This is a genomic window from Streptomyces sp. TLI_105, assembly GCF_900105415.1.
In the GTDB taxonomy this organism is placed as follows: domain Bacteria; phylum Actinomycetota; class Actinomycetes; order Streptomycetales; family Streptomycetaceae; genus Streptomyces.
The window spans coordinates 1,811,800-1,834,050 of record NZ_FNSM01000001.1 but is presented as its reverse complement, the minus strand read 5'-3'; the positions used below and the strand labels follow the sequence as shown (position 1 = coordinate 1,834,050).

The window sequence follows — 22,251 nt, the reverse complement described above, 5'->3', positions numbered from 1 at the left end:
TCGGATGCCTTGACCCCCGTGAGGGCCAACCGCCAGCATCTGCTGCGGAGAGCGCGCTCCCCTTCCCCAACTCCCCCTCACGTACGAGGAGATCGAGTCATGCCCGCAGTCGGCACCCGCCTCGCGCCACCCCCACGCCCAGGCCCCCGCACCACCGCCGCCGCCCTCGTCACCGCACTCCTCGCCGGCCTCCTCGCGCTGGTCGCCGCACCGCCGGCCGCCGCCGCGCCCGTCCTGCTCTCGCAGGGCAAGCCCGCCATAGCCTCCAGTCAGGAGAACGGCGGCACCCCCGCGAGCGCCGCCGTCGACGGCGACCCGGGCACCCGCTGGTCCAGCGCCTTCGCCGATCCGCAGTGGATCCAGGTGGACCTGGGCGCCCCCGCCGCGCTCAGCAGGGTCGACCTGCGCTGGGAGACCGCCTACGGCAAGGCGTACCGCATCGAGCTCTCCGGCAACGGCACCGACTGGACGACCGCGTACAGCACGGCGAACGGCCCCGGCGGCAACGAGTCGCTGGCCGTCACCGGCACCGCCCGCTACGTCCGTGTGTACGGCACCGCCCGCGCCACCGGATACGGCTACTCCCTCTGGGAGTTCCAGGTCTACGGCACCGGCGACGGCGGCCCGGTGCTGCCCGGCGGCGGCGACCTCGGGCCGAACGTGCACGTCTTCGACCCGTTCACGCCCGGCATCCAGGCCAAGCTGGACGAGGTGTTCGCCCAGCAGGAGTCGGCCCAGTTCGGCGGCGGCCGGCACGCCTTCCTCCTCAAGCCCGGCACCTACAACGGCCTCAACGCCCAGATCGGCTTCTACACCCAGATCGCCGGCCTCGGGCTGCGCCCCGACGACACGACCGTCAACGGCGACGTGACCGTCGACGCGGGCTGGTTCAACGGCAACGCCACCCAGAACTTCTGGCGGGGCGCCGAGGGGCTCGCCCTCAACCCGGTGAATGGCACCGACCGGTGGGCCGTCGCCCAGGCCTCCTCCTTCCGCCGCATGCACGTCAAGGGCGGGCTCAACCTCGCCCCCAGCGGCTACGGCTGGGCCAGCGGCGGCTACATCGCCGACTCGAAGATCGACGGCCAGGTCGGCAACTACTCGCAGCAGCAGTGGTACACCCGCGACAGCTCCGTCGGAGGCTGGTCCAACAGCGTCTGGAACCAGGTCTTCTCCGGCACCGAGGGCGCACCCGCGCAGGCCTTCCCCGAGCCGAAGTACACCACCCTCGACACCACCCCGATCTCCCGCGAGAAGCCGTACCTGATCTGGGAGGACAACCAGTACAAGGTCTTCTCCCCGGCCAAGCGGACCAACGCCCGCGGCACCACCTGGGCGAACGGCACCCCGCAGGGCGAGAAGATCCCCCTGAGCCGGTTCTACGTCGTCAAGCCCGGCGCCACGGCCGCCACCGTCAACCAGGCGCTCGCCCAGGGCCTGCACCTGCTGTTCACGCCCGGCGTCTACCACGTCGACCGGACGATCGAGGTGAACCGCGCCGGCACGATCGTCCTCGGCCTCGGCCTGGCCACGATCATTCCGGACAACGGCGTCACCGCGATGCGCGTGGCGGACGTCGACGGCGTCCGGCTCGCCGGATTCCTGATCGACGCCGGCCAGGTCGGATCGCCGACGCTCCTGGAGGTCGGGCCGCAGAACGCCTCCGCCGACCACGCCGCCGACCCCACCACCGTCCAGGACGTCTACTTCCGCGTCGGCGGCGCGGGCGCCGGGAAGGCGACCGTCGCCATGGCCGTGCACAGCGACGACACGATCGTCGACCACACCTGGGTCTGGCGCGCCGACCACGGCGAGGGCGTCGGCTGGGAGACCAACCGCGCCGACTACGGCGTCCGCGTGTACGGCGACGACGTCCTCGCCACCGGACTCTTCGTCGAGCACTTCAACAAGTACGACGTCGAGTGGTTCGGCGAGCGCGGACGCACGATCTTCTTCCAGAACGAGAAGGCGTACGACGCCCCGAACCAGGCCGCCGTCCAGGACGGCCCCCACAAGGGCTACGCCGCCTACCGCGTCGACGACTCCGTGACCACCCACGAGGGCTGGGGGCTCGGCAGCTACTGCTACTACAACGTGGACCCGACGATCCGTCAGGACCACGGCTTCCGGGCCCCGGTGAAGCCCGGGGTGCGGTTCCACGACCTGCTCGTCGTCTCGCTCGGCGGGAACGGCCAGTACGAGCACGTCGTCAACGACACCGGTGCCCCGACCTCGGGCACCGCCACCGTGCCCTCCACGGTGGTGTCCTACCCCTGACCCCCCAGGGGGTGGGCCGGAGGGCGGCGCACGCTCAGTGCGCCGCCCTCTCCCGTACGGTCGACGCCCACGCCGGCTGCTCCTCGGTCGGCTCCGCCTCGGCCCGCCGCCCGCCCCGGGCGAAGAAGTCCGCGAGCGGCAGGATCGCCGCGCCGACCGTCACCGCGTCCGGACCCAGGGTGCCCATGCCGATGCCGACCCGGGCCGCCGGGTACCTCAGGGCGTACTCGGCCGCGTACCCCTTCACCGTCTCCAGGAAGCGGGCGCCGAGCTGGAGGCCCGCCCAGCCGCCGACGAGGATGCGCTCGGGCTGGAAGAGGTTGATCAGATCGGCGAAACCGGCGCCCAGGTACTCGGCGGTCTCCTCCAGGACGGCCAGGGCGGTGGCGTCGGGACCCGTGCCGGGGTCCGCCGGGTACGCGGCCGCCAGCATCGCCGTCAGGGCCGTCTCCTCGTCCGCGCCCGCCGGAGGCCGTCCGCCCGCCTCCCGCCAGCGCTCCAGGAGGGCCTCCGCGCCCGCGTACGCCTCCAGGCAGCCCCGGGCGCCGCAGCGGCAGCGGCGGCCCCGGACCCGTACCGTCAGATGGCCCCATTCGAGCGCCCGGCCCGGCCCCATCGGGTCGGTGACCACACAGGCGCCGACGCCCGAGCCGAAGAGCACGACCACGGCGCTGCGCGCCCCCCGGCCGGCGCCGAACCACATCTCGGCCTGGCCGAGGGTCTTGGCGCCGTTGTCGATCCAGTACGGCACCGAGGCCGGCAGGTCCACGCTCTCGCGCAGCAGCCGCTCCAGCGGGACGGCGTCCCAGCCGATGGTCTGGCCGTGCACCACCGCGCCCTCCTCGGCGGTGCGGGCGACGATGCCGGGCACGCCGACGCCGACGCCGAGCAGCCGCTCGGCGGGGACGCCCGCGGTCCGGAGCACCTCGGCGATGCCGGCCCGGACGTGGTCGACGACGACCCCCACCTCGTACCGGTCGTGCGGGTTCGGCCTCTCGACCGCCAAGGGGCGCTCGGTGCGGGCGAGTTCGGTGAGGGTGAGGTCGAACAGCTCGATCCGGACCCGGGTCTCGCCGACGTCCACGCCGATCATGCAGCCGCTGCCGGGGGTGATCCGCAGCAGGGTGCGGGGACGCCCGCCGGCCGAGTCGACGCTGCCCGCCTCCTCGACGAGGCCCTCCGCGACGAGCTCCGCGACCACGTTGCTGACGGAGCCGGAGCTCAGCCCGGTGGCCGGGCCCAGGGAGAAGCGGCTCATGGGGCCGTCGAAGTACAGGCGCTGGAGGACGGCGGTGCGGTTCTCGCGTCGCAGGTCACGCACGGTGCGGCCGTTCCGCATGGTCACTTGGGCCCCCTGGGGAAGTAGTCCTGACCGCAACATACCGCTGCCGGGACCCTTGACGCGACCTTCTCTTGAGGTTTAACTCACGTCCTGAAATAAGCCGGGGAGGGGCTGTCGAAGCCTTCACCTCCTGAACGCGGGACGCGACCGCCGACCCCGCCCTCCCCAGCTCCCCGCCACTCCCCGAAAGGGCCATGAGGAGCCATGCGCACAATCAGAGCCGCGGCCGCCGGTGCCGTCACCCTCTCCCTCGTCCTCACCGCCGCGGCCTGCGGAGGAGGCTCCCCGGCCGACGGCTCCGGCTCCGGCGGCGGCAAGACCCTCACCTACTGGGCCTCCAACCAGGGCGCGAGCCTGGAGGTCGACAAGAAGGTCCTCCAGCCGGAGCTCGACCGCTTCGAGAAGGAGACCGGCATCAAGGTCAAGCTGGAGGTCATCCCCTGGTCCGACCTGCTCAACCGCATCCTCACCGCAGCCACCTCCGGCCAGGGCCCCGACGTCCTCAACATCGGCAACACCTGGAGCGCCTCCCTCCAGTCCACCGGCGCACTGCTGCCCTGGGACGCGAAGAACTTCGAGGCCATCGGAGGCAAGGACCGCTTCGTCGCCTCCGCGCTCGGCTCCACCGGCGCCGTCGGCCAGGACCCCGCCGCCGTCCCGCTCTACTCCATGGCCTACGCGCTCTACTACAACAAGAAGATGTTCAAGGACGCCGGCATAGCGAAGCCGCCGGCCACCTGGGACGAGCTGATCGCCGACGGCAAGAAGCTCAGCAAGGACGGGAAGTCCGCCATCGGCGTCGAGGGCGGCAACCTCGCCAACAACATCCACCAGGTCTTCGTCCTCGGAAAGCAGCACGGCGCCGACTTCTTCACCCCCGACGGCAAGGCCGACTTCACCTCCGACGGCGCCGTCGCCGCCGTCAAGCAGTACGTCGACCTCATGGCCGCCCACAAGATCGTCGCCCCCGGCAACGCCGAGTACGCCCAGAACCAGTCCCTCGCCGATTTCGCCAAGGACCGCACCGCCATGGTCCTCTGGCAGACCCCCGGCACCACCTTCGCGGCCCAGGGCATGGGCCCCGACGAGTGGGGCGTCGCCCCCGCCCCCGTACCCTCCGGCACCCCCGGCCAGGGCACGGGCATCAACTCCATGGTCGCCGGCATCAACCTCGCCGTCTTCAAGAACACCAAGAACCGCGAAGGTGCCCTGAAGTTCGTGAAGTTCATGACCGGCGACACCGAGCAGAAGACGCTCAACCACGCCTACGGCTCCATCCCCCCGGTCGAGAGCGCCCAGCAGGACCCCGCCTTCGCCGGCCCCACCGTCACCGTCCTCAAGCAGACCCTCGCCACCAGCGCCGCCGCCCTGCCGCAGGTTCCCGAGGAGTCCCAGTTCGAGACCGTCGTCGGCACCGCCGTCAAGGAGCTCTTCGCCGACGCGGCCGCCGGCCGCCCGGTCACCACCGAGTCCGTACGCGCCAAGCTCGACAAGGCCCAGCAGCAGATGCCCAAGAAGTGAGCCGGACACCACCATGACCACCACCGCCATCGAGAAGCCCCACGGGCGGACCGGGCAGCGGCACACCCCCGGGGCGGCCCCGCGCCGGCGCCGCCCCGGGCGGCTCCGGGCCCGCGGCCTGCCCTACCTGCTGCTCCTCCCGGCCCTCCTCCTCGAACTCCTCGTCCACCTCGTGCCGATGCTCATCGGCATCGTGATGAGCTTCAAGGAGCTCACCCAGTTCTTCATCCGCGACTGGACGGCCGCGCCCTGGGCCGGACTCGACAACTACACGGTCTCGGTCGACTTCGACGCCCCCGTCGGCGAAGCACTCCTGAAGTCGTTCCTCACGACCTGCCTCTTCACCCTCTGCTCCGTCGGCCTGTGCTGGCTCCTCGGCACCGCCGCCGCCCTCTTCATGCAGGAGACCTTCCGCGGCCGGGGCTTCCTGCGCGCGCTCTTCCTCGTCCCGTACGCCCTGCCGGTCTACGCGGCGGTCATCACCTGGGCGTTCATGTTCCAACGGGACAACGGCCTGGTGAACCACGTCCTCCACGACCAGCTCGGCATCGGCGACAGCCCCGCCTTCTGGCTCATCGGCGACAACGCCTTCGTCACCCTGCTCGTCGTCTCCGTCTGGAAGGGCTGGCCCTTCGCCTTCCTCGTCCTGATGGCCGGACTCCAGAACATCCCGCGGGAGACCTACGAGGCCGCCGCCCTCGACGGCGCGGGCACGTGGAAGCAGATCCGCCACATCACCCTGCCGTCCCTGCGGCCGGTCAACCAGGTCCTCGTCCTCGTCCTGTTCCTGTGGACCTTCAACGACTTCAACACCCCCTTCGTCCTCTTCGGCAAGGCGGCCCCCGAATCCGCCGACCTGATCTCCCTGCACATCTACCAGTCCTCGTTCCAGACCTGGAACTTCGGCACCGGCTCGGCGATGTCGGTCCTGCTCCTGCTGTTCCTGCTCGCCGTCACGGGCACCTACCTGCTGCTCACCACCCGGGGAAGGAAGGCGAGCGATGCCTGAGACCGTTCGCAGGCCCCCGCGCTCGCCCATGGCCGCGCCCCGCTCCTTCCTCTGGAGCCGACGGATCTTCCTGACCCTGCTCACCGGCTTCGTCCTGCTGCCGGTGTACGTGATGGTCTCCAGCTCCCTCAAACCGCTCGCGGACGTCTCGGGGAAGTTCCAGTGGATCCCCTCCGGGCTCACCCTCCGCCCGTACCTCGACATCTGGCGGACCGTCCCGCTCGCCGACTACTTCGTGAACTCCCTGGTCGTCGCGGGCACGGCCACCGTCTGCTCCCTGGCCGTCGCGGTCTTCGCCGCCTACGCCGTCAGCCGCTACGCCTTCCGCGGCAAGCGCGTCTTCACCGTGACGGTGCTCTCCACCCAGATGTTCCCCGGCATCCTCTTCCTGCTGCCGCTCTTCCTCCTCTACGTCAACATCGGCAACGCCACCGGCATCGCGCTCTTCGGCTCGCGCGGAGGTCTGATCCTCACCTATCTGACCTTCTCGCTGCCGTTCTCCATCTGGATGCTCATCGGCTATTTCGACGCCGTCCCGCGCGACCTCGACGAAGCCGCCAAGGTCGACGGCTGCGGCCCGCTCGGCGCCCTCCTCCGGGTCGTCGTCCCCGCCGCGATCCCCGGCATCGTCGCCGTCGGCGTCTACGCCTTCATGACGGCCTGGGGCGAGGTCCTCTTCGCCTCCGTCATGACGACCGACACCACCCGCACCCTCGCCGTCGGCCTCCAGGGCTACGCCACCCAGAACGACGTCTACTGGAACCAGGTGATGGCCGCCTCCCTCGTGGTCAGCGTCCCCGTCGTCGCCGGGTTCCTGCTCCTCCAGCGCTACCTCGTCACCGGCCTCACCGCGGGCGCGGTCAAGTGACGACCTCCCGGCCCGAAAGGACTCCCGTGTCAGAACCGCTCGACCTCGCCGCCTTCCCCCCGTCCTTCGCCTGGGGCACCGCCACCTCCGCGTACCAGATCGAGGGCGCCGTCGCCGAGGACGGCCGCGCCCCCTCCATCTGGGACACCTTCTCCCGCGTCCCCGGCGCGATCGACAACGGCGACCACGGCGACACCGCCTGCGACCACTACCACCGCTGGCCCGAGGACATCGCCCTCATGAAGGGCCTCGGCACCGACGCCTACCGGCTCTCCGTCGCCTGGCCGCGCGTCGTCCCCGGCGGCGACGGGCCCGTCAACAAGGCCGGGCTCGACTTCTACGACCGGCTCGTCGACGGCCTCCTCGACGCCGGGATCACCCCCTCCGTCACCCTCTACCACTGGGACCTGCCGCAGGCCCTCCAGGACCGCGGCGGCTGGACCGTCCGCGACACCGCCGAACACCTCGCCGCCTACGCCGGCGTCGTCGCCGAGCGCCTCGGCGACCGCGTCACCCGGTGGGCCACCCTCAACGAGCCCCTCTGCTCCGCCTGGATCGGTCACCTGGAGGGCCGGATGGCGCCGGGCCTCACCGACCTCACGGCCGCCGTCCGCGCCTCGTACCACCTGCTCCTCGGCCACGGCCTCGCCACCGCCGCCGTCCGCGCCGCCGCCCCCGGCGCCCGGGTCGGCCTGGTCACCAACCACTCCACCGTCGCGCCCGCGAGCACCCGCCCCGAGGACGTCGCCGCCGCCGCCCGCATGGACGGCCACACCAACCGCTGGTGGCTCGACCCGGTCTTCGGGCGCGGCTTCCCCACCGACATGCGCGAGCTGTACGGCGTCGAACTCCCGGAGCGGCAGGGCGACATGGAGGCCATCGCCGCCCCCCTCGACTGGCACGGACTGAACTACTACTTCCCGGTCACCGTCGCCGACGACCCGACGGGCCCCGTCCCGCACGCCCGAGAGGTCCGCCTCCCCGACGTGCCCCGCACCGGCATGGACTGGCAGATCGACGCGGGCGGACTGGAGGCCCTCCTGCTGCGGCTCACCGAGGACTACGGCGTGCGCGAGCTGTACGTCACCGAGAACGGCTCGGCCTTCCCCGACACCACCGGCCCCGACGGCGAGGTCCACGACCCGGAGCGCACCCGCTACCTGGAGGAGCACCTCGCCGCCTGCGCCCGCGCCCTGCGCAAGGGCGTCCCGCTCGCCGGGTACTACGCCTGGTCCCTGCTCGACAACTTCGAGTGGGCCTACGGCTACGACAAGCGCTTCGGGCTCGTCCACGTCGACTACGCGACCCAGCGCAGGACCGTGAAGACGAGCGGGCGGCGGTACGCGGAGATCGTCGCCGCCCACCGCGCGCCGCACGCCCGGTAGCGCCCCGCAGCGCCCGGAGGCGGGCGCGGGGGACCGGTCCGTACGAGCCCGCTCGGACGCGCCGGGACCCCGACCGTCCCCGCCCGCCCCGGCAACCCGCGCCCGGCCCCGTCCTTCCGAGGACGGAGCCGGGCGCGGCCCGTGTACGGGGTTGTCCCTCAGGCCTTCCGGAGGCCGCTGAGCAGCAGCTCGGCCAGCTGCTCGTAGGCCTCGGCGTCGGCGAGGCCGGTCGCCGCGGCCACCTGGCGCCGCTGGATGCGGACCATCACCGAGGAGATGACGTCGGCCGCGAAGGTCACGTGCACCTCGCGGAACACGCCGGCCCGCACGCCCTCCTCGATGAGCTGCTGCACCCGGCCCGCCGCCGCCCGGGTGTTCCGCTCGTACACCTCCGCCGCCGGCTCGAAGGCCGCCACGTCGTCGAAGAACTGCGGCGAGACGGGCGCCAGCTCGGCCGAGACCGCCCGCAGATAGGCGGCGAGCCGCTCGGCCGGATCCGCCGCGGCGGCGAGCACCGCCTCGACCCGGGCCGTGGCGCGCCGGAAGAAGTGCACGACCGCCGCCCGGACCAGCTGCTCCTTGCTGTCGGCCAGGCCGTACAGGGTCCGCTTCGAGCAGCGCAGCCGCGCGGCGAGATCGTCGAGGGTCAGTCGGGCGAAGCCCTCGCCGACGAGGAGGGCGACGAGCTCCTCGAAGAGGGCGGAGCGGCGTGCCGCTCCGCGGCCCGTCAGCTTGAGGGCGTCGGCGGCGGAGGTCTCGATCACCCCGCCAGTATTCCAGGCCGTCGTTCCGGGGGGTTACGTCGGCACCCTTCTGCGCTACGCTCAGCGGTACTGCAGTACCTTTCCCAGTACCACTTTGCGCGCCGCTGGAGTCGCCATGGATGTCGACCGCCTGCTTCCCACCCCCGAGGCAGCGGACCTCATCGCCCTCACCCGGGAGATCGCCGACAAGGAGCTCTCTCCTCGGGTGGACGAGCACGAGGCCGCCGAGACCTATCCCGAGGGGCTCTTCGCCACCCTCGGCGAGGCCGGGCTCCTCGGCCTCCCGTACCCCGAGGAGCACGGCGGCGGAGGCCAGCCCTACGAGGTCTACCTCCAGGTCCTGGAGGAGCTCGCCGCCCGCTGGGCCGCCGTCGGCGTCGCCACCAGCGTCCACACCCTCGCCTGCCACCCCCTCCACACCTTCGGCACCCCGGAGCAGAAGGAGCGCTGGCTCCCCGCGATGCTGGAGGGCCGGAGCATCGGCGGCTACAGCCTCTCCGAGCCGCAGGCCGGCTCCGACGCCGCCGCCCTCACCTGCAAGGCCGAGCGCCAGGACGACGGCAGCGGCTACCGCGTCACCGGCACCAAGGCCTGGATCACCCACGGCGGCAAGGCCGGCTTCTACGCCCTCTTCGCCCGTACCGCCCCCGGCAGCCACGGCGTGTCCTGCTTCCTCGCCCCCGGCGCCACCGAGGGCCTGAGCTTCGGCGCCCCCGAGCGCAAGATGGGCCTCCAGGCCGTGCCGACGACGGCCGCGTACTGGGACGGCGCCCTCATCGAGGAGGACCGGCGCATCGGGGACGAGGGCCAGGGCCTCCAGATCGCCTTCAGCGCCCTCGACAGCGGCCGCCTCGGCATCGCCGCCTGTGCCACCGGCCTCGCCCAGGCCGCGCTGGACGCCGCCGTGGCGTACGCCAACGAGCGCACCACCTTCGGCCGCCGGATCGTCGACCACCAGGGCCTCGGCTTCCTCCTCGCCGACATGGCCGCCGCCGTCGACGCGGCCCGCGCCACCTACCTGGACGCGGCCCGCCGCCGCGACCTCGGCCGCCCCTTCAGCCGTCAGGCCAGCGCGGCCAAGCTCATCGCCACCGACACGGCGATGAAGGTCACCACGGACGCCGTCCAGGTCTTCGGCGGCTACGGCTACACCCGCGACTTCCCGGTCGAGCGCTACATGCGCGAGGCGAAGATCATGCAGATCTTCGAAGGGACGAACCAGATCCAGCGCCTGGTGATCAGCCGGGGACTCGCCCGGACGGCGTGACCCCCGAGTCCGTCCGCTCCCGCCCGCCCCCGACCGCCGCGAGCAGCGCCGTGGCCGTCGCCGCCGCCAGGGCGGCCGGGAGCGACCGCGCCGCCAGGGGGCCGGCGGCCGCGGCCCCGAGGGCGAAGCCGGTGATCTTGAGGCTGGCGCCGGTGGTGAAGATCTGACCGCGCAGATGCTCCGGGGACTCCCGGTGCCGCACCGCGAACAGGGCGGTGAGCTGGGGGCCTTCGCCGAGGCCCGCGACGAGGAAGGCGGCCACCAGCGCCACGGGCCCGCCCGTCAGGGCGAGGGCGGGCGCGGCCGCCTGGACCAGCGCCCCGGCCCGTACGAGCGCGTCGGGAGAGAGGGCGAGCGGGAACCGGGCGAGCAGGGCGTTCGCCACGAAGGCGGAGACCGCCGCACAGGAGAGCAGCACCGCCCCACGGCCGGCTCCGCCGAGGACCCGCTCGCCCAGGAGCGGGACGCAGGCCGTCAGCATGCCCTGGGCGACACAGGTGACGACCGAGGTGCGGGTCGCCCGGGCGAGACGAGGATTCCCGAGCACGGCCCGCGTCCCGGAGACCAAGGTGCGGACCACCGAGGGCGGACGTGCGAGCGGGGGCGGGGCGGTCCGCACATCCGTGGCCTGCGTGGGCGGTACGCCCGGGGTCCGAGTGGTCGGCACGCCCTCGGCCTGCGTGGGCCGTGCGTCCCGGGCCCGAGCGGGCGGTGCGTCCCGGGCCCGCGTGGTGTGTCCGCCCCCGGCCCGCTCCCGCACGGGGAGCCCCCACGCCACAGGTGCCGCCGAGGCGATGAGGGTCGCCGCGAGGATCACGGCCGTCGGCGCGCCCAGCGCCTCCGCCGTCCCGCCCGCGAGGGCCGGTCCCGCCAGGGCCGCCGCGCCGAAGGTCATCGTGTCCAGCGCGTTCGCCCGGGGCAGCCGGCCGCCCGCCACCCGGGGCAGCTGGGCGGACCAGCCCCCCGAGAGGGCCGGGCCGAGCAGGCCCGTGAGGACCGCCGTCGCCACGGTGACGGCGAACGGCAGCCGGCCGAGCCCCGCGAGGACGAGCGTCAGGCCCGCCGCGTACAGGACGAGCGCTCCGGCGAGCAGACGGCCCGGTCGCGCCGCCCTGTCCAGGAACGCCCCGAGCACGGGGCCGCCGAGCGCGGCGGAGAGGCTGACGCCCGCGAGCAGCGCCGAGGCCTCGCCGGCGGATCCGGCCAGGGCGAAGCCGGCGAGGAGCAGCGCCGGTCCGGCGCTCTCGTCCCCGACCCGGGCCACCAGAGCTCCGGCCAGGTAGGTGCCGGTCCCGTCGTGTCTCCTCACCGGCAGGACGGTACGGAGGTAACTCAAAACTCCGCAAGATGCGTTACATTCCGGGAGTGTCCGCCACCGAGGACGACTGGTCCACCCGCCACTCCGTGCTGACGACGGCCCGCCGCACCGCCGCCCTCGTCAACGTGCTCGCCGACGACCGGCCCGACCCGGGCGAGGTCGCCGCCGTGCTCCTGGCGTACGGGGAGCCGGGCCCCCTCGCCCTCGACCCCCGCGAGGTCGCCGAGATGCGCGGGGCCGCCGCCCTGCTGCGGGAGGTCTTCGCCGCCGCGACCGCCGACGAGGCAGCCACCGTCCTGAACCGGCTCCTGCGGGAGCACACCGGTCCGCTCCGGCTGACCTCGCACGGCGGCACCGCCCCCTGGCACGCGCACATCGACCGGGACGACGACGCCCCCTGGGCCGAGTGGCTGCTCGCCTCGTCCTGCATGGCGCTCGCCGTCCTCGTCTGGGACCGGCAGCGTCCGCCCGGCAGGACCTGCGCGTCCGGCAGCTGCCGGAACGTCTTCGTGGCGCAGGGCAGCGGGCCGGAACGCCGCTACTGCTCCCGTCGTTGTGCCACCCGCGAGCGCGTCGCGGCCCACCGCGACCGGCACTCCGCCGGAGGCTCAGGCGGCGCCGCGGAGGACCCCGCGTGACCCGGCTTCCCGGAGCAGCGCGGCGATCTCGGTGAGGCCGTGGCGTTCGGCGTGGTGGAGCGCCGTGCGGCCGTACGGGTCGGGAAGCTCGGGGTCGGCGCCCGCGGTGAGCAGGAGGGCGACGACGTCCTGGTGGGCACGGGCGCCCGAGCCGAGGATCACGGCCTCCAAGAGCGCCGTCCAGCCGAGCCGGTTGACGTGGTCGACGTCGATCGCGGTCTCGCGGAGCACGGCGCGGACGTACGGCACGTGGCCGCGTTCCGCCGCGGGGATGAGGGCGGTGCCGCCGTAGCGGTTGGTCAGCTTCAGGTCGGGGCCCGCCGGGAGCAGGGCCCGCATCATGGCGACGCTGCCCGTGACGCCGGTGACCAGCCACGGGCTGTCGGACCGGTCGTCCTGCGCGTTCGGGTCGGCGCCCGCGGCGAGGAGAGCCCGCGCGGCGGGGACGTGGTCGCGCAGCGCGGCCCGCAGCAGCGGGGTGCGGCGGTGCCGGTCGCGGACGTCGACACGGGCGCCCGCGTCGAGGGCCGCGCGGACGGCGGCGGTGTCACCGTCCGCGGCGGCCGCCAGGAGGGTGTGGTCGAGCGCGTTCATGGCGGGTTTCCTCGTACGCGGGCGCCTGCCCTGGGAGTTACTTGGCGAGGGCGGCGACGCCGGCCTGGGCGAACTTCTCGTCGAGGTCGCCCGAGGGCGCGCCGGCGACGCCGATGCCCGCGATCGGGGCGCCCTTGGCGGTGACCGGGGCGCCACCGGCGAGGAAGAGGGTGCCGGGGATGTCCTTCAGGGTCGGTGCGTTGGTGAGGCGCTTGGCCAGCTCGGAGGTGGGGGCGTTCCAGGAGACGGCGGTGTACGCCTTCTTCACGGCCGACTCGTAGGACTGCGGGCCCGCGCCGTCGCCGCGCAGGGTGACGAGGGTGTTGCCGTTGCGGTCCACGACCGCGACGGAGACCCGCTGGTTCTCCTGCTCGGCGGCGTCCAGGGTCGCCTGCGCGGCCTTGGTGGCCGCCTCGATCGTCAGGTGCGTGGAGCGCGTCGTGTTCTTGTTCTTGGCGTCCGCCTTGGCGGTGGCGGCGGCCGGCGCGGCCGCCGTGTCCTCGCCGGTGGCGCTCGCGGAGTAGGCCCCGAAGCCGCCGAGGGCGAGGGCGGCGACGATCGCGCCACCGGTCACGACACGGGTGCGCGAGGAGGCCTTCTTCACGTGCTTCATGGGATCTGCTCCAGTGAACTCGGGGAACCGCGGGGGCCGCCGGGGAGCCGTGGCCCGCTCTGTCTCCCATCCTGGTGCCGTACCCTGCCGCCGTCCGTCGTCGTGCCGGCTGCGCCCGGCGCCCGCAACGGGGGACCCGGGGGTCATCCGATCGGTTGACCCCGCGCGAGGAGAAGGTCCTGCGCGGGTCAGTGCCCCCGCACCTCCTCTCCCCACCGCGCGGCGAGTTCGGTGAAGGCCCCCGCCGCCGCGCTCCGGTAGCCGGCCGCGCGTCGCAGGAGGGCGACGGCGCGGGACGGAAGCGCGGGGGAGAGCGGCACCGGGCTCAGCCACGGGTGGTCCCGGGTGACGGCGTCGGGCAGGACGGTGGCCAGCGCGGTGCGCCGGACGATCTCGGTGAGCGCGGTCACCGAGTCGGCCTCCACCGCGATCGCCGGCCGGACGCGGTGCTCGGAGACGTACGCGTCGATGTGCAGCCGGGTCGCGAAGTCCCGGTTCAGGAGCGCGAGGTGATGGCTGCTCAGCTCCCCGGCCGGCACCGGCTCCGTCCGTCCCGCGAAGGGGTGGTCGGGGCCCACGACGAGGCCGAGGGTCTCGGTGAACAGCTCCGTGGCCTCGACGCCGGGAAGGTGCCCGCCGTGGAAGGCGATGCCGAGGTCGAGCCGGTCGGCGAGGAGTTCGGCCTCGATGCGGTCCTGGGGCAGCTCCCGCACGTCCACGCTGATGCCCGGGTGCCGGGCGTGGAAGCCGGCGACCAGGGGGCCCGTGAGGTATGCCGTGAAGGTGGGTGTGACCGCCAGCCGGAGGTGGCCCCGGGACAGGTCGTGCACGTCGAGCACCGCCCGCTCGCCCGCCGCCAGGTCCCGCAGGGCCCGCCGGGCGTAGCGCGCGTAGGTCTCCCCGGCGTCCGTGAGGCGCACGGTGCGGCCGGTGCGGTCCAGGAGCTGCGCCCCGAGGGCCTTCTCCAGCTGCTTGATCTGCTGGGACAGGGTGGGCTGGGCGATACGGAGCTCTTCGGCGGCGCGGGTGAAGTTGGCGTGCTCGGCGACGGCGAGCAGATAGCGGAGATGGCGGAGTTCCGGCTGCATGCGGCCGACTATAGATCTCATCTATGGCAGATATCGGCAACAGGTCTTGGACGCTATAGGCGCTGGTCGTGCACGGTGGGGACATGCCTCACTTCGCCGAGGGAATCGCCCGCTTCCAGCGGGAGGTCTTCCCTGCCAAGGCCGGTCTCTTCGCCCGCCTGGCCACCGCCCACCGGCCCGGCACGCTGTTCATCGGCTGCTCGGACGCCCGTGTCGTACCCGAACTGATCACCCAGGCCGATCCGGGCGAGCTCTTCGTGATCCGCACCGCCGGCAACCTGGTCCCCGCCCACACCCCGGGCGCCGACGGAGTCACCGCCGGTGTCGAGTACGCCGTCACCGTCCTCGGCGTGCGGGACATCGTCGTCTGCGGGCACTCCGCCTGCGGCGCGATGACCGCGCTCGCCGAGGGCCACGACCTGAGCGCCGCGCCCGCCGTCGCCGCCTGGCTGCGGCACGCCGACGCCTCCCTCGCCCGCGCCGCCGCCGGCGGGACCGTCGACGTGGCCGCCCTCGTCCGCGAGAACGTCGCCGCGCAGCTGGCGAACCTGGCCACCCACCCCTCGGTGGCCCGCGCCCTGGCCACGGGCGAAGTGCGGCTGCACGGCTGGGTCTTCGACATCGCCGACGGCACCGTCGAGGAACTCCCCGCCACGGCGAGCCCCGTGCTCGCCGCCTGATCCCCCTCCGCAAGAGCCACCCCTCACGAAAGGACGTACCTCTCATGGTGCACGCCCAGTTCGACCCCACCGCCCGCCGCGCCCTCGCGGTCGCCGCCGTCGACGCCAAGATCCGCAAGGACCTGAGCTGGCAGCAGATCGCGGACGCCTCCGGCCTCTCCGTCGCCTTCACCACCGCCGCCGTCCTCGGCCAGCACGCCCTGCCGGCGGAGTCCGCCCGGGCCGTCGCCGAGCTCCTCGGCCTCGACGAGGACGCGGTGCGCCTGCTGCAGACGATCCCCACCCGCGGCTCCCTGGACGGCGCCGTCCCCACCGACCCGACCATCTACCGCTTCTACGAGATGCTCCAGGTCTACGGCACCACGCTCAAGGAGCTCGTGCACGAGCAGTTCGGCGACGGGATCATCTCCGCGATCAACTTCAAGTTGGACGTGAAGAAGGTCGCCGACCCCGAGGGCGGCGAGCGCGCCGTCATCACCCTCGACGGCAAGTACCTGCCGACCAAGCCCTTCTGACGTCCACTCGGACAGGAGCGGCGGCCGGGGCCGCCTCGACGCCGAGGGCCGGGCGACCGGCCCCGGGGGTGCCGGGGCGGCCCCGCCGCCGTACGGCTCGGCGAAGAGGGCCCGGCCCCCGGCCCGGCCCCCGGCTCGGCCTCCGCTTCCGGGGGCGGCGCACACGGTTCTATGGTGGGCGGCGCAGATCGCGCGGACCGCGCGGTCCTTCGCGGGCACGCGCCCGATCCGGCGGCCATCCCGGCGGCAGGGTCGCACCCGCACGACACGAACGAGGAGTTCCATGGACATCGCCGGCTCCGCCGCTCTCGTCACCGGCGCCGCTTCCGGCCTCGGCGCCGCCACCGCCGCCGCACTCGCCGCGCGCGGCGCCACCGTCTACGGCCTGGACCTGGACAAGGCCGTGGCCGCCGCCGGGCCGCTGCCCGAGGGCGTGCGGCTGCTCGCCGCGGACGTCACCGACGAGGGCCAGGTCCGCGAGGCGCTCGCCGCGATCGACGCCGACGGCGCCGAGCTGCGGCTCGCCGTGAACTGCGCGGGCATCGCCCCCTCCGCCCGCATCCTGGGCCGCAAGGGACCGCACGACCTCGACCTGTTCCGTACGGTGCTCAACGTCAACCTGCTCGGCACCTTCAACGTGATGCGGCTCGCCGCCGAGGCCATCGCCCGCCACGAGCCCGACGAGCACGGTCAGCGCGGCCTCGTCGTCAACACCGCGTCCATCGCCGCCTTCGAGGGCCAGGTCGGACAGATCGCGTACGCCGCCTCCAAGGCGGGCGTCGCCGGTATGACCGTCACCGCCGCGCGTGACCTGGCGCAGTTCGGCATCCGGGTCGTCACCATCGCCCCCGGCATCGTCGACACCCCGATGATGGCCGGCTTCGGCGAGGACGTCCGGGCCGGTCTCGCCGCGAGCGTCACCTTCCCGCAGCGCCTCGCGCGCCCGGAGGAGTACGCCCGGCTCGTGACGATGATCGCCGAGCACGACTACCTCAACGGCGAGACGATCCGCATGGACGGCGCCCTCCGGATGAGCGCCCGCTGAGGCCCTGACGGGCCTGGGCGTCCCCGGGGCCTCCGTACCCCCGCGAAAGCACTCGGTGCCGGATTTCTCCGGCACCTAGTGCCGCAGCGGGGCGCCGGGGTGTTAGGTTCGGGCCATGGGAACAGCCTCGACGAACTCCACGAAGCCCGCGATGCGGGACTCCCTCATCGCCGCGGCCTTCCAGCTCTTCCTGGAGCGGGGCTACGAGCAGACCACCGTCGACGACATCGTCACGCTCGCGGGCGTCGGCCGGCGGTCCTTCTTCCGGTACTTCCCGTCCAAGGAGGACGTGGTCTTCCCCGACCACGAGCAGTGCCTCGCCGACATGACCCGCTTCCTCGCCGCGAGCGCCGACTCCGACGACCCGGTGGTCCGGGTCTGCGACGCCGCCCGGCTCGTCATGCGGATGTACGCCGAGAACCCCACCTTCTCCGTGCAGCGCTACCGGCTCACCCGCGAGGTGGCCGGACTGCGCACGTACGAGCTGTCGGTGGTCTGGCGGTACGAGAAGACCCTCGGCGACTACCTGCGCACCCGCTGGGCCGACCGCAGGGACGGCACCCTGCGCGCCAACGTCGTCGCGGCGGCCGTGGTCGCCGCCCACAACCACGCCCTGCGGCACTGGCTGCGCTCGGGCGGCGAGGGCGACCCGCTGGCCGAGGTCGACGGGGCCCTGGAGTTCGTCCGCGCCACCTGGGCCACCGGCGGCCAGGCGACGGACGCACCGGCCGAGGAGGCCGAGGACGTCGTCGTGGTGATCACCAAGCGCTCCACCCCCATGTGGCGCGTGGTGCGCGAGGTGGAGTCGAGCCTCGGCGAGGGCTGAGGGTCACCGGGGGATCTCCGGAGGGTCACCGAATGGCCTCAGGGTTCTCGGTATCTCGAATTGAGGGAACTCAGGTCTTTATTTGATGGCACTCAGTGCCATATCTTTGCTCCATGCACGGTCGAGCCGCCGAGTGCAAGGAGAAGGCATCGTGTTCCACACGGGAATGAGGAGCGGGACCGCCGTCCAGGCCGAGGAGTCGGCCCCCGAGTCCGAGCTGTACTTCCAGCGCTGCCGCTGGTGCCACACCACGACGTTCCAGCGTCTGCTCTGCCCGACCTGCGGGTCGACCGACCTGGCGCCCGAACTCAGCGGGGGCGAGGGCGTGATATCCGTACGGCGCGGGGTCGCGGCCGCCGACGCCGACCTCTGGCCGGTCCACATGACGGAGGGCTTCGTCGTCCGCTGCCGCGTCGACGGACCGCTGCACGCGGTGCGCCCCGGGGCCCGGGTCAAGCTCTCCGGCACCGCCTCCGCCGGGCGCAGGCCGGTCGTGCGGCTCTGCGAGGAGGTCCCGCTCGACGGCTGGTACTGAGCGCCGGGCGCGTACACGAGGAAGGGGCGGGTGGCACAGAGTGCCACCCGCCCCTTCTTTCTCCGGCCGCGGGATCGGCGCGTGCCGATCCCGCCCGTCACCGGATCAGCGCGCGCCGATCTCGTCCGTCAGCTGCGGCAGCACCTCGAAGAGGTCGCCGACCACCCCGTAGTCGACCAGGTCGAAGATCGGGGCCTCGGGGTCCTTGTTGACCGCGACGATCGTCTTCGAGGTCTGCATGCCCGCCCGGTGCTGGATCGCGCCGGAGATGCCCGCCGCCACGTACAGCTGCGGCGAGACCTGCTTGCCGGTCTGGCCGACCTGGTTGGAGTGCGGGTACCAGCCGGCGTCCACGGCGGCCCGGGAGGCGCCGACCGCCGCGCCGAGCGAGTCGGCGAGCTTCTCGACGACCGCGAAGCCCTCGGCGGCGCCGACACCGCGGCCGCCGGAGACCACGATCGCGGACTCGGTCAGCTCGGGGCGGCCGGTGGAGACGCGCGGGGTGCGCGAGACGACCTTGGCGGCGTTGCCGGTGAAGGCGACGGTGACGTTCTCGACCGTGCCGGCGGCCGGAGCGGCCTCCGGGGCGGCGGAGTTCGGCTTCACGGTGATGACCGGGACGCCGTGCGAGACCGTGGACTTCACCTGGTACGAGGCGGCGAAGACGGACTGGGTGGCGACCGGACCCTTGTCACCGGCCTCCAGCTCGACGGCGTCGGTGATCAGACCGGAGCCGAGGCGGAGCGCGACACGGGCCGCGATCTCCTTGCCCTCGCCGGAGGAGGTCACCAGGACGGCGGCCGCCCCCTTCTCCTGGGCGAGCTGGGTGAGCGCGTCGACCTTCGGGACGACGAGCTGCTCGGTGAACTCGGCGCCGTCCGCGACGTACACGGTGGCCGCGCCGTACTCGCCGGCCGTGGCGGCGATCGAGGCGGCGGCCTCGCCGGCGCCGAGGACGACCGCCGAGGGCTCGCCGATGCGGCGGGCCAGGGTCAGCAGTTCGAGGGCGGGCTTGCGGACCGCACCGTCGGCGTGGTCCACGAGAACCAGGATCTCAGCCATGATTCCTTGCTCCTGAGGTGGTGTGACGGTGGGTCAGATGAACTTCTGGGTGGTGAGGAAGGCGGCGAGCTGCTTGCCGCCGTCGCCCTCGTCCGTGACGATCGTGCCCTGGGTGCGGGCCGGGCGGGCGGCCACGGCGTCGACCAGGGTCCAGGACCCGGCGAGGCCGACCTCGTCGGCGTCGATCCCCAGGTCGTCCAGGTCCAGCTCCTCGACCGGCTTCTTCTTGGCGGCCATGATCCCCTTGAAGGAGGGGTAACGGGCCTCGCCGGACTGGTCGGTGACCGAGGCGACGGCCGGCAGCGGGGCCTCCAGGAGCTCGGTGGCGGCGTCGCCGTCACGGCGGCCCTTCACGACACCGTCCTCGACGGAGAGCTCCGACAGCAGGGTGACCTGCGGCAGGCTCAGGCGCTCGGCGAGCAGCGCGGGCAGGACGCCCATCGTGCCGTCGGTCGAGGCCATGCCGCAGACGACCAGGTCGAAGCCGGTCTTCTCCAGGGCCTTGGCCAGGATCGCGGAGGTGGCGATGACGTCGGAGCCGTGGATGTCGTCGTCGTTGACGTGGACGGCCTTGTCGGCGCCCATCGACAGCGCCTTGCGCAGCGCGTCCTTGGCGTCGTCCGGGCCGACCGTCACGACGGTGACCTCGGCGTCGTCGGACTCCTCCGAGATGCGGAGGGCCTGCTCGACCGCGTACTCGTCGAGCTCCGACAGCAGCCCGTCGACGGCCTCGCGGTCGGTCGTCAGGTCGTCGGCGAAACCGCGGTCGCCGGTCGCGTCGGGGACGTACTTCACACAGACAGCGATCTTCAGGGTCACGGCCTGTCTCCTTTCGAGAAGCTGGTGGTTACGGGAGGTTGCGGGCCATGACGATGCGCTGGACCTGGTTGGTGCCCTCGTAGATCTGGGTGATCTTGGCGTCGCGCATCATGCGCTCGACGGGGTAGTCGCGGGTGTAGCCGTAACCGCCCAGGAGCTGGACGGCGTCGGTGGTGACCTCCATGGCGACGTCGGAGGCGAAGCACTTGGCGGCGGCGCCGAAGAAGGTCAGGTCGGAGTCGACCCGCTCGGACTTCGCGGCGGCGGCGTAGGTGAGCTGGCGGGCGGCCTCGAGCTTCATGGCCATGTCGGCGAGCATGAACTGCACGCCCTGGAAGTCGGCGATGGGCTTGCCGAACTGCTTGCGCTCGGTGACGTAGCCCTTGGCGTAGTCCAGGGCGCCCTGGGCGATGCCGAGGGCCTGGGCGGCGATGGTGATGCGGGTGTGGTCGAGGGTCTTCATGGCGGTGGCGAAGCCGGTGCCCTCGGCGCCGATCATGCGGTCGGCCGGGATGCGGACGTTGTCGAGGTAGACCTCGCGGGTGGGGGAGCCCTTGATGCCGAGCTTCTTCTCCGGGGCGCCGAAGGACACGCCCTGGTCGGACTTCTCCACCACGAAGGCGCTGATGCCCTTGGAGCGCTTGTCGGGGTCGGTGACGGCCATGACGGTGTAGTACTCGGAGACGCCGGCGTTGGTGATCCAGCGCTTGACGCCGTTGAGGACCCAGAAGTCGCCGTCGCGCACCGCGCGGGTCTTCATGCCGGCCGCGTCGGAGCCGGCGTCGGGCTCGGACAGGGCGTAGGAGAACATCGCCTCGCCCTTGGCCAGCGGGCCGAGGTACTTCTTCTTCAGCTCCTCCGAGCCGGACAGGATCACCGGCAGCGAGCCCAGCTTGTTGACCGCCGGGATCAGCGAGGACGAACCGCAGGCGCGGGCGACCTCCTCGATCACGATCACGGTGGCCAGCGCGTCCGCGCCGGCGCCGCCGTAGCTCTCGGGGACGTGCACGGCGTGCAGGTCGTTGGCGACCAGCGCGTCCAGGGCCTCCTGCGGGAAGCGGCCCTCCTCGTCCACCGCCGCCGCGAACGGGGCGATCTTCGCCTCCGCGAGGGCACGCACCGACTCCCGGAGCATGTCGTGCTCCTCCGAGGGCCGATACAGGTCGAAGTCCTTACCCATGATGGAGCTCCCCTAGACGCTTTTGGCACTGAGTACCCTCAGCAAAACACACTCAGTGCCATGACGCCAGAGCGCCCCGACGCTGTTCCGCGTCGGGGCGCTCAAGAAACCGTTGAGTCGGTTTTCTTAATCGTCGGTTTCCGAGAAGTTCGCCTGGTCCCGGCGGTGCCGGTTCGCGTCGTACTCGGCGCCGAGCTTCCGGCCGTACTCCTCGGTCAGGCCGAGTCCGGGCAGCAGCGCCGGCGTACAGATGCTCGGCATGAAGTGCCGGAGCAGGACCGAGACGCGATGGATCAGGTCTTTGCGATCGCACAGGATCTGGGACATTGCCTGGACCCCGGAGAAGGCGCCCGAGAAGAGCGAGGCCGTGTCCGTCACGTCGACGTGGACGAGCAGCTCGCCGCGCGCCTTCGCGACCATCAGGATCTCCGACACCTGGTCGATCCACGCCTGGAACGGGGCGACCCGGTCGACGCCGGTGGCGCCGCTGTCCAGGGCCAGGGCGACGCTCGCCCGCACGAGCGCGTCGCGCTGCAGCCGGTGGGCGAGCAGGAAGGCCTGGTCCGCGAGCTCCTGGAGCTTTATCGCCTGCGGGGGCAGCGGGACGTCGAGCATCTGCGCGTCGAGCACGCCGAGGGCGAGGTCTTCCTTGGAAGCAAAGTGGAAATAGAGGGCTCCCTTGGTCACCCCCGCGCGAACCAGGATCTCTCCGATGGTCGTGCGCTCGTAGCCCCGCTCGGCGAAGACGGCCGCGGCCGACTGCAGGATCGCCTGCCGGGTCTTGATTGCACGCGCTTGCTGCGCCAAGGCGCCTCCCGCTGTATCGCTGTCTGTGCTCGTGGTGTGACGTGAAGCATTGAAAAGAAAACCGGGCTGTACGTATTCTAGGTCGGGCGGATACGCCG

General features: G+C 72.7%; 22 protein-coding genes. 12 read left to right on the top strand and 10 right to left on the bottom strand.

Translation table 11 applies throughout. The annotated features are described in order from the left end of the window. The first annotated feature begins 99 nt into the window (after positions 1-99). A complete protein-coding gene (locus BLW86_RS08455) occupies positions 100-2,277 on the top strand; it encodes a discoidin domain-containing protein (RefSeq protein ID WP_093873444.1) in 2,178 nt (725 codons plus the stop codon). Positions 2,278-2,311: 34 nt separating this feature from the next. Here BLW86_RS08455 and BLW86_RS08450 read toward each other — a convergent pair whose 3' ends face one another. Next, the gene (locus BLW86_RS08450; RefSeq protein ID WP_093873443.1) at positions 2,312-3,622 is read right to left on the bottom strand and encodes an ROK family transcriptional regulator; all 1,311 of its coding nucleotides are present in this window, start codon (positions 3,620-3,622) and stop codon (positions 2,312-2,314) included. 201 nt (positions 3,623-3,823) lie between these two features. On the opposite strand from BLW86_RS08450, the gene BLW86_RS08445 reads away from it, so the two are divergent. From BLW86_RS08445 to BLW86_RS08430, 4 genes are read left to right on the top strand one after another with little or no spacing between them, the layout of a single operon-like run. Further along, positions 3,824-5,140 (top strand): extracellular solute-binding protein, encoded by a 1,317-nt coding sequence (locus BLW86_RS08445; protein WP_093873442.1) that lies wholly within the window; start codon positions 3,824-3,826, stop codon positions 5,138-5,140. 13 nt (positions 5,141-5,153) lie between these two features. Beyond that, positions 5,154-6,149 carry a carbohydrate ABC transporter permease gene (locus tag BLW86_RS08440; protein ID WP_093873441.1) on the top strand — a complete coding sequence of 332 codons (996 nt, stop codon included), beginning with the start codon at positions 5,154-5,156 and terminating at the stop codon, positions 6,147-6,149. A gap of 28 nt (positions 6,150-6,177) precedes the next feature. Then, the gene (locus tag BLW86_RS08435) at positions 6,178-7,017 is read left to right on the top strand and encodes a carbohydrate ABC transporter permease (RefSeq protein ID WP_093873440.1); all 840 of its coding nucleotides are present in this window, start codon (positions 6,178-6,180) and stop codon (positions 7,015-7,017) included. A 26-nt stretch (positions 7,018-7,043) separates the two neighbouring features. Further along, on the top strand, positions 7,044-8,402 hold the full coding sequence (locus tag BLW86_RS08430; protein WP_093873439.1) for a GH1 family beta-glucosidase: 1,359 nt from the start codon (positions 7,044-7,046) through the stop codon (positions 8,400-8,402). A 158-nt stretch (positions 8,403-8,560) separates the two neighbouring features. Here the strand turns inward: BLW86_RS08430 and BLW86_RS08425 are convergent, their stop codons facing one another. After that, the gene (locus BLW86_RS08425; protein ID WP_093873438.1) at positions 8,561-9,166 is read right to left on the bottom strand and encodes a TetR/AcrR family transcriptional regulator; all 606 of its coding nucleotides are present in this window, start codon (positions 9,164-9,166) and stop codon (positions 8,561-8,563) included. A gap of 115 nt (positions 9,167-9,281) precedes the next feature. On the opposite strand from BLW86_RS08425, the gene BLW86_RS08420 reads away from it, so the two are divergent. Continuing rightward, positions 9,282-10,433: an acyl-CoA dehydrogenase family protein gene (locus BLW86_RS08420; protein ID WP_093873437.1), complete on the top strand. Its 1,152-nt coding sequence runs from the start codon at positions 9,282-9,284 to the stop codon at positions 10,431-10,433. Here BLW86_RS08420 and BLW86_RS08415 read toward each other — a convergent pair. Next, positions 10,405-11,742: an MFS transporter gene (locus BLW86_RS08415; protein WP_093878571.1), complete on the bottom strand. Its 1,338-nt coding sequence runs from the start codon at positions 11,740-11,742 to the stop codon at positions 10,405-10,407. The genes BLW86_RS08420 and BLW86_RS08415 overlap by 29 nt on opposite strands. Positions 11,743-11,780: 38 nt before the next feature. Between BLW86_RS08415 and BLW86_RS08410 the strand changes: the two genes are divergently transcribed. Further along, positions 11,781-12,389 (top strand): CGNR zinc finger domain-containing protein, encoded by a 609-nt coding sequence (locus BLW86_RS08410; protein WP_093873436.1) that lies wholly within the window; start codon positions 11,781-11,783, stop codon positions 12,387-12,389. On the opposite strand, the gene BLW86_RS08405 is transcribed toward BLW86_RS08410, so the two are convergent. From BLW86_RS08405 to cynR, 3 genes are all read right to left on the bottom strand, one after another. Then, the gene (locus BLW86_RS08405; protein ID WP_093873435.1) at positions 12,360-12,983 is read right to left on the bottom strand and encodes an ankyrin repeat domain-containing protein; all 624 of its coding nucleotides are present in this window, start codon (positions 12,981-12,983) and stop codon (positions 12,360-12,362) included. The two genes, BLW86_RS08410 and BLW86_RS08405, sit on opposite strands and share 30 nt — an antisense overlap. A gap of 37 nt (positions 12,984-13,020) precedes the next feature. Next, positions 13,021-13,587: a GlcG/HbpS family heme-binding protein gene (locus tag BLW86_RS08400; protein WP_093878570.1), complete on the bottom strand. Its 567-nt coding sequence runs from the start codon at positions 13,585-13,587 to the stop codon at positions 13,021-13,023. Positions 13,588-13,784: 197 nt separating this feature from the next. After that, positions 13,785-14,684, bottom strand: a complete 900-nt coding sequence (cynR, locus tag BLW86_RS08395) for a transcriptional regulator CynR (protein ID WP_093873434.1) — start codon at positions 14,682-14,684, stop codon at positions 13,785-13,787. 83 nt (positions 14,685-14,767) lie between these two features. Here cynR and BLW86_RS08390 point away from each other — a divergent pair, with 83 nt between their 5' ends. From BLW86_RS08390 to BLW86_RS08370, 5 genes are all read left to right on the top strand, one after another. After that, the gene (locus BLW86_RS08390; RefSeq protein ID WP_093873433.1) at positions 14,768-15,364 is read left to right on the top strand and encodes a carbonic anhydrase; all 597 of its coding nucleotides are present in this window, start codon (positions 14,768-14,770) and stop codon (positions 15,362-15,364) included. Positions 15,365-15,408: 44 nt separating this feature from the next. Then, positions 15,409-15,879, top strand: coding sequence for a cyanase (cynS, locus tag BLW86_RS08385; RefSeq protein ID WP_093873432.1), 471 nt, complete (start codon positions 15,409-15,411; stop codon positions 15,877-15,879). Positions 15,880-16,162: 283 nt separating this feature from the next. Next, positions 16,163-16,924 carry an SDR family NAD(P)-dependent oxidoreductase gene (locus tag BLW86_RS08380; protein WP_093873431.1) on the top strand — a complete coding sequence of 254 codons (762 nt, stop codon included), beginning with the start codon at positions 16,163-16,165 and terminating at the stop codon, positions 16,922-16,924. Positions 16,925-17,039: 115 nt separating this feature from the next. Then, a complete protein-coding gene (locus tag BLW86_RS08375; RefSeq protein ID WP_093873430.1) occupies positions 17,040-17,750 on the top strand; it encodes a TetR family transcriptional regulator in 711 nt (236 codons plus the stop codon). Between the two features lie 151 nt (positions 17,751-17,901). Further along, complete coding sequence (locus BLW86_RS08370; protein WP_093873429.1) at positions 17,902-18,285, top strand: zinc ribbon domain-containing protein; 384 nt, start codon at positions 17,902-17,904, stop codon at positions 18,283-18,285. A 105-nt stretch (positions 18,286-18,390) separates the two neighbouring features. On the opposite strand, the gene BLW86_RS08365 is transcribed toward BLW86_RS08370, so the two are convergent. From BLW86_RS08365 to BLW86_RS08350, 4 genes are all read right to left on the bottom strand, one after another. Continuing rightward, positions 18,391-19,347: an electron transfer flavoprotein subunit alpha/FixB family protein gene (locus BLW86_RS08365; RefSeq protein ID WP_093873428.1), complete on the bottom strand. Its 957-nt coding sequence runs from the start codon at positions 19,345-19,347 to the stop codon at positions 18,391-18,393. A 33-nt stretch (positions 19,348-19,380) separates the two neighbouring features. After that, positions 19,381-20,166, bottom strand: a complete 786-nt coding sequence (locus tag BLW86_RS08360; RefSeq protein WP_093873427.1) for an electron transfer flavoprotein subunit beta/FixA family protein — start codon at positions 20,164-20,166, stop codon at positions 19,381-19,383. A 28-nt stretch (positions 20,167-20,194) separates the two neighbouring features. After that, a complete protein-coding gene (locus BLW86_RS08355; protein WP_093873426.1) occupies positions 20,195-21,346 on the bottom strand; it encodes an acyl-CoA dehydrogenase family protein in 1,152 nt (383 codons plus the stop codon). Positions 21,347-21,472: 126 nt separating this feature from the next. After that, positions 21,473-22,153, bottom strand: a complete 681-nt coding sequence (locus tag BLW86_RS08350; RefSeq protein ID WP_093873425.1) for a ScbR family autoregulator-binding transcription factor — start codon at positions 22,151-22,153, stop codon at positions 21,473-21,475. Between the last annotated feature and the right edge of the window lie 98 nt (positions 22,154-22,251).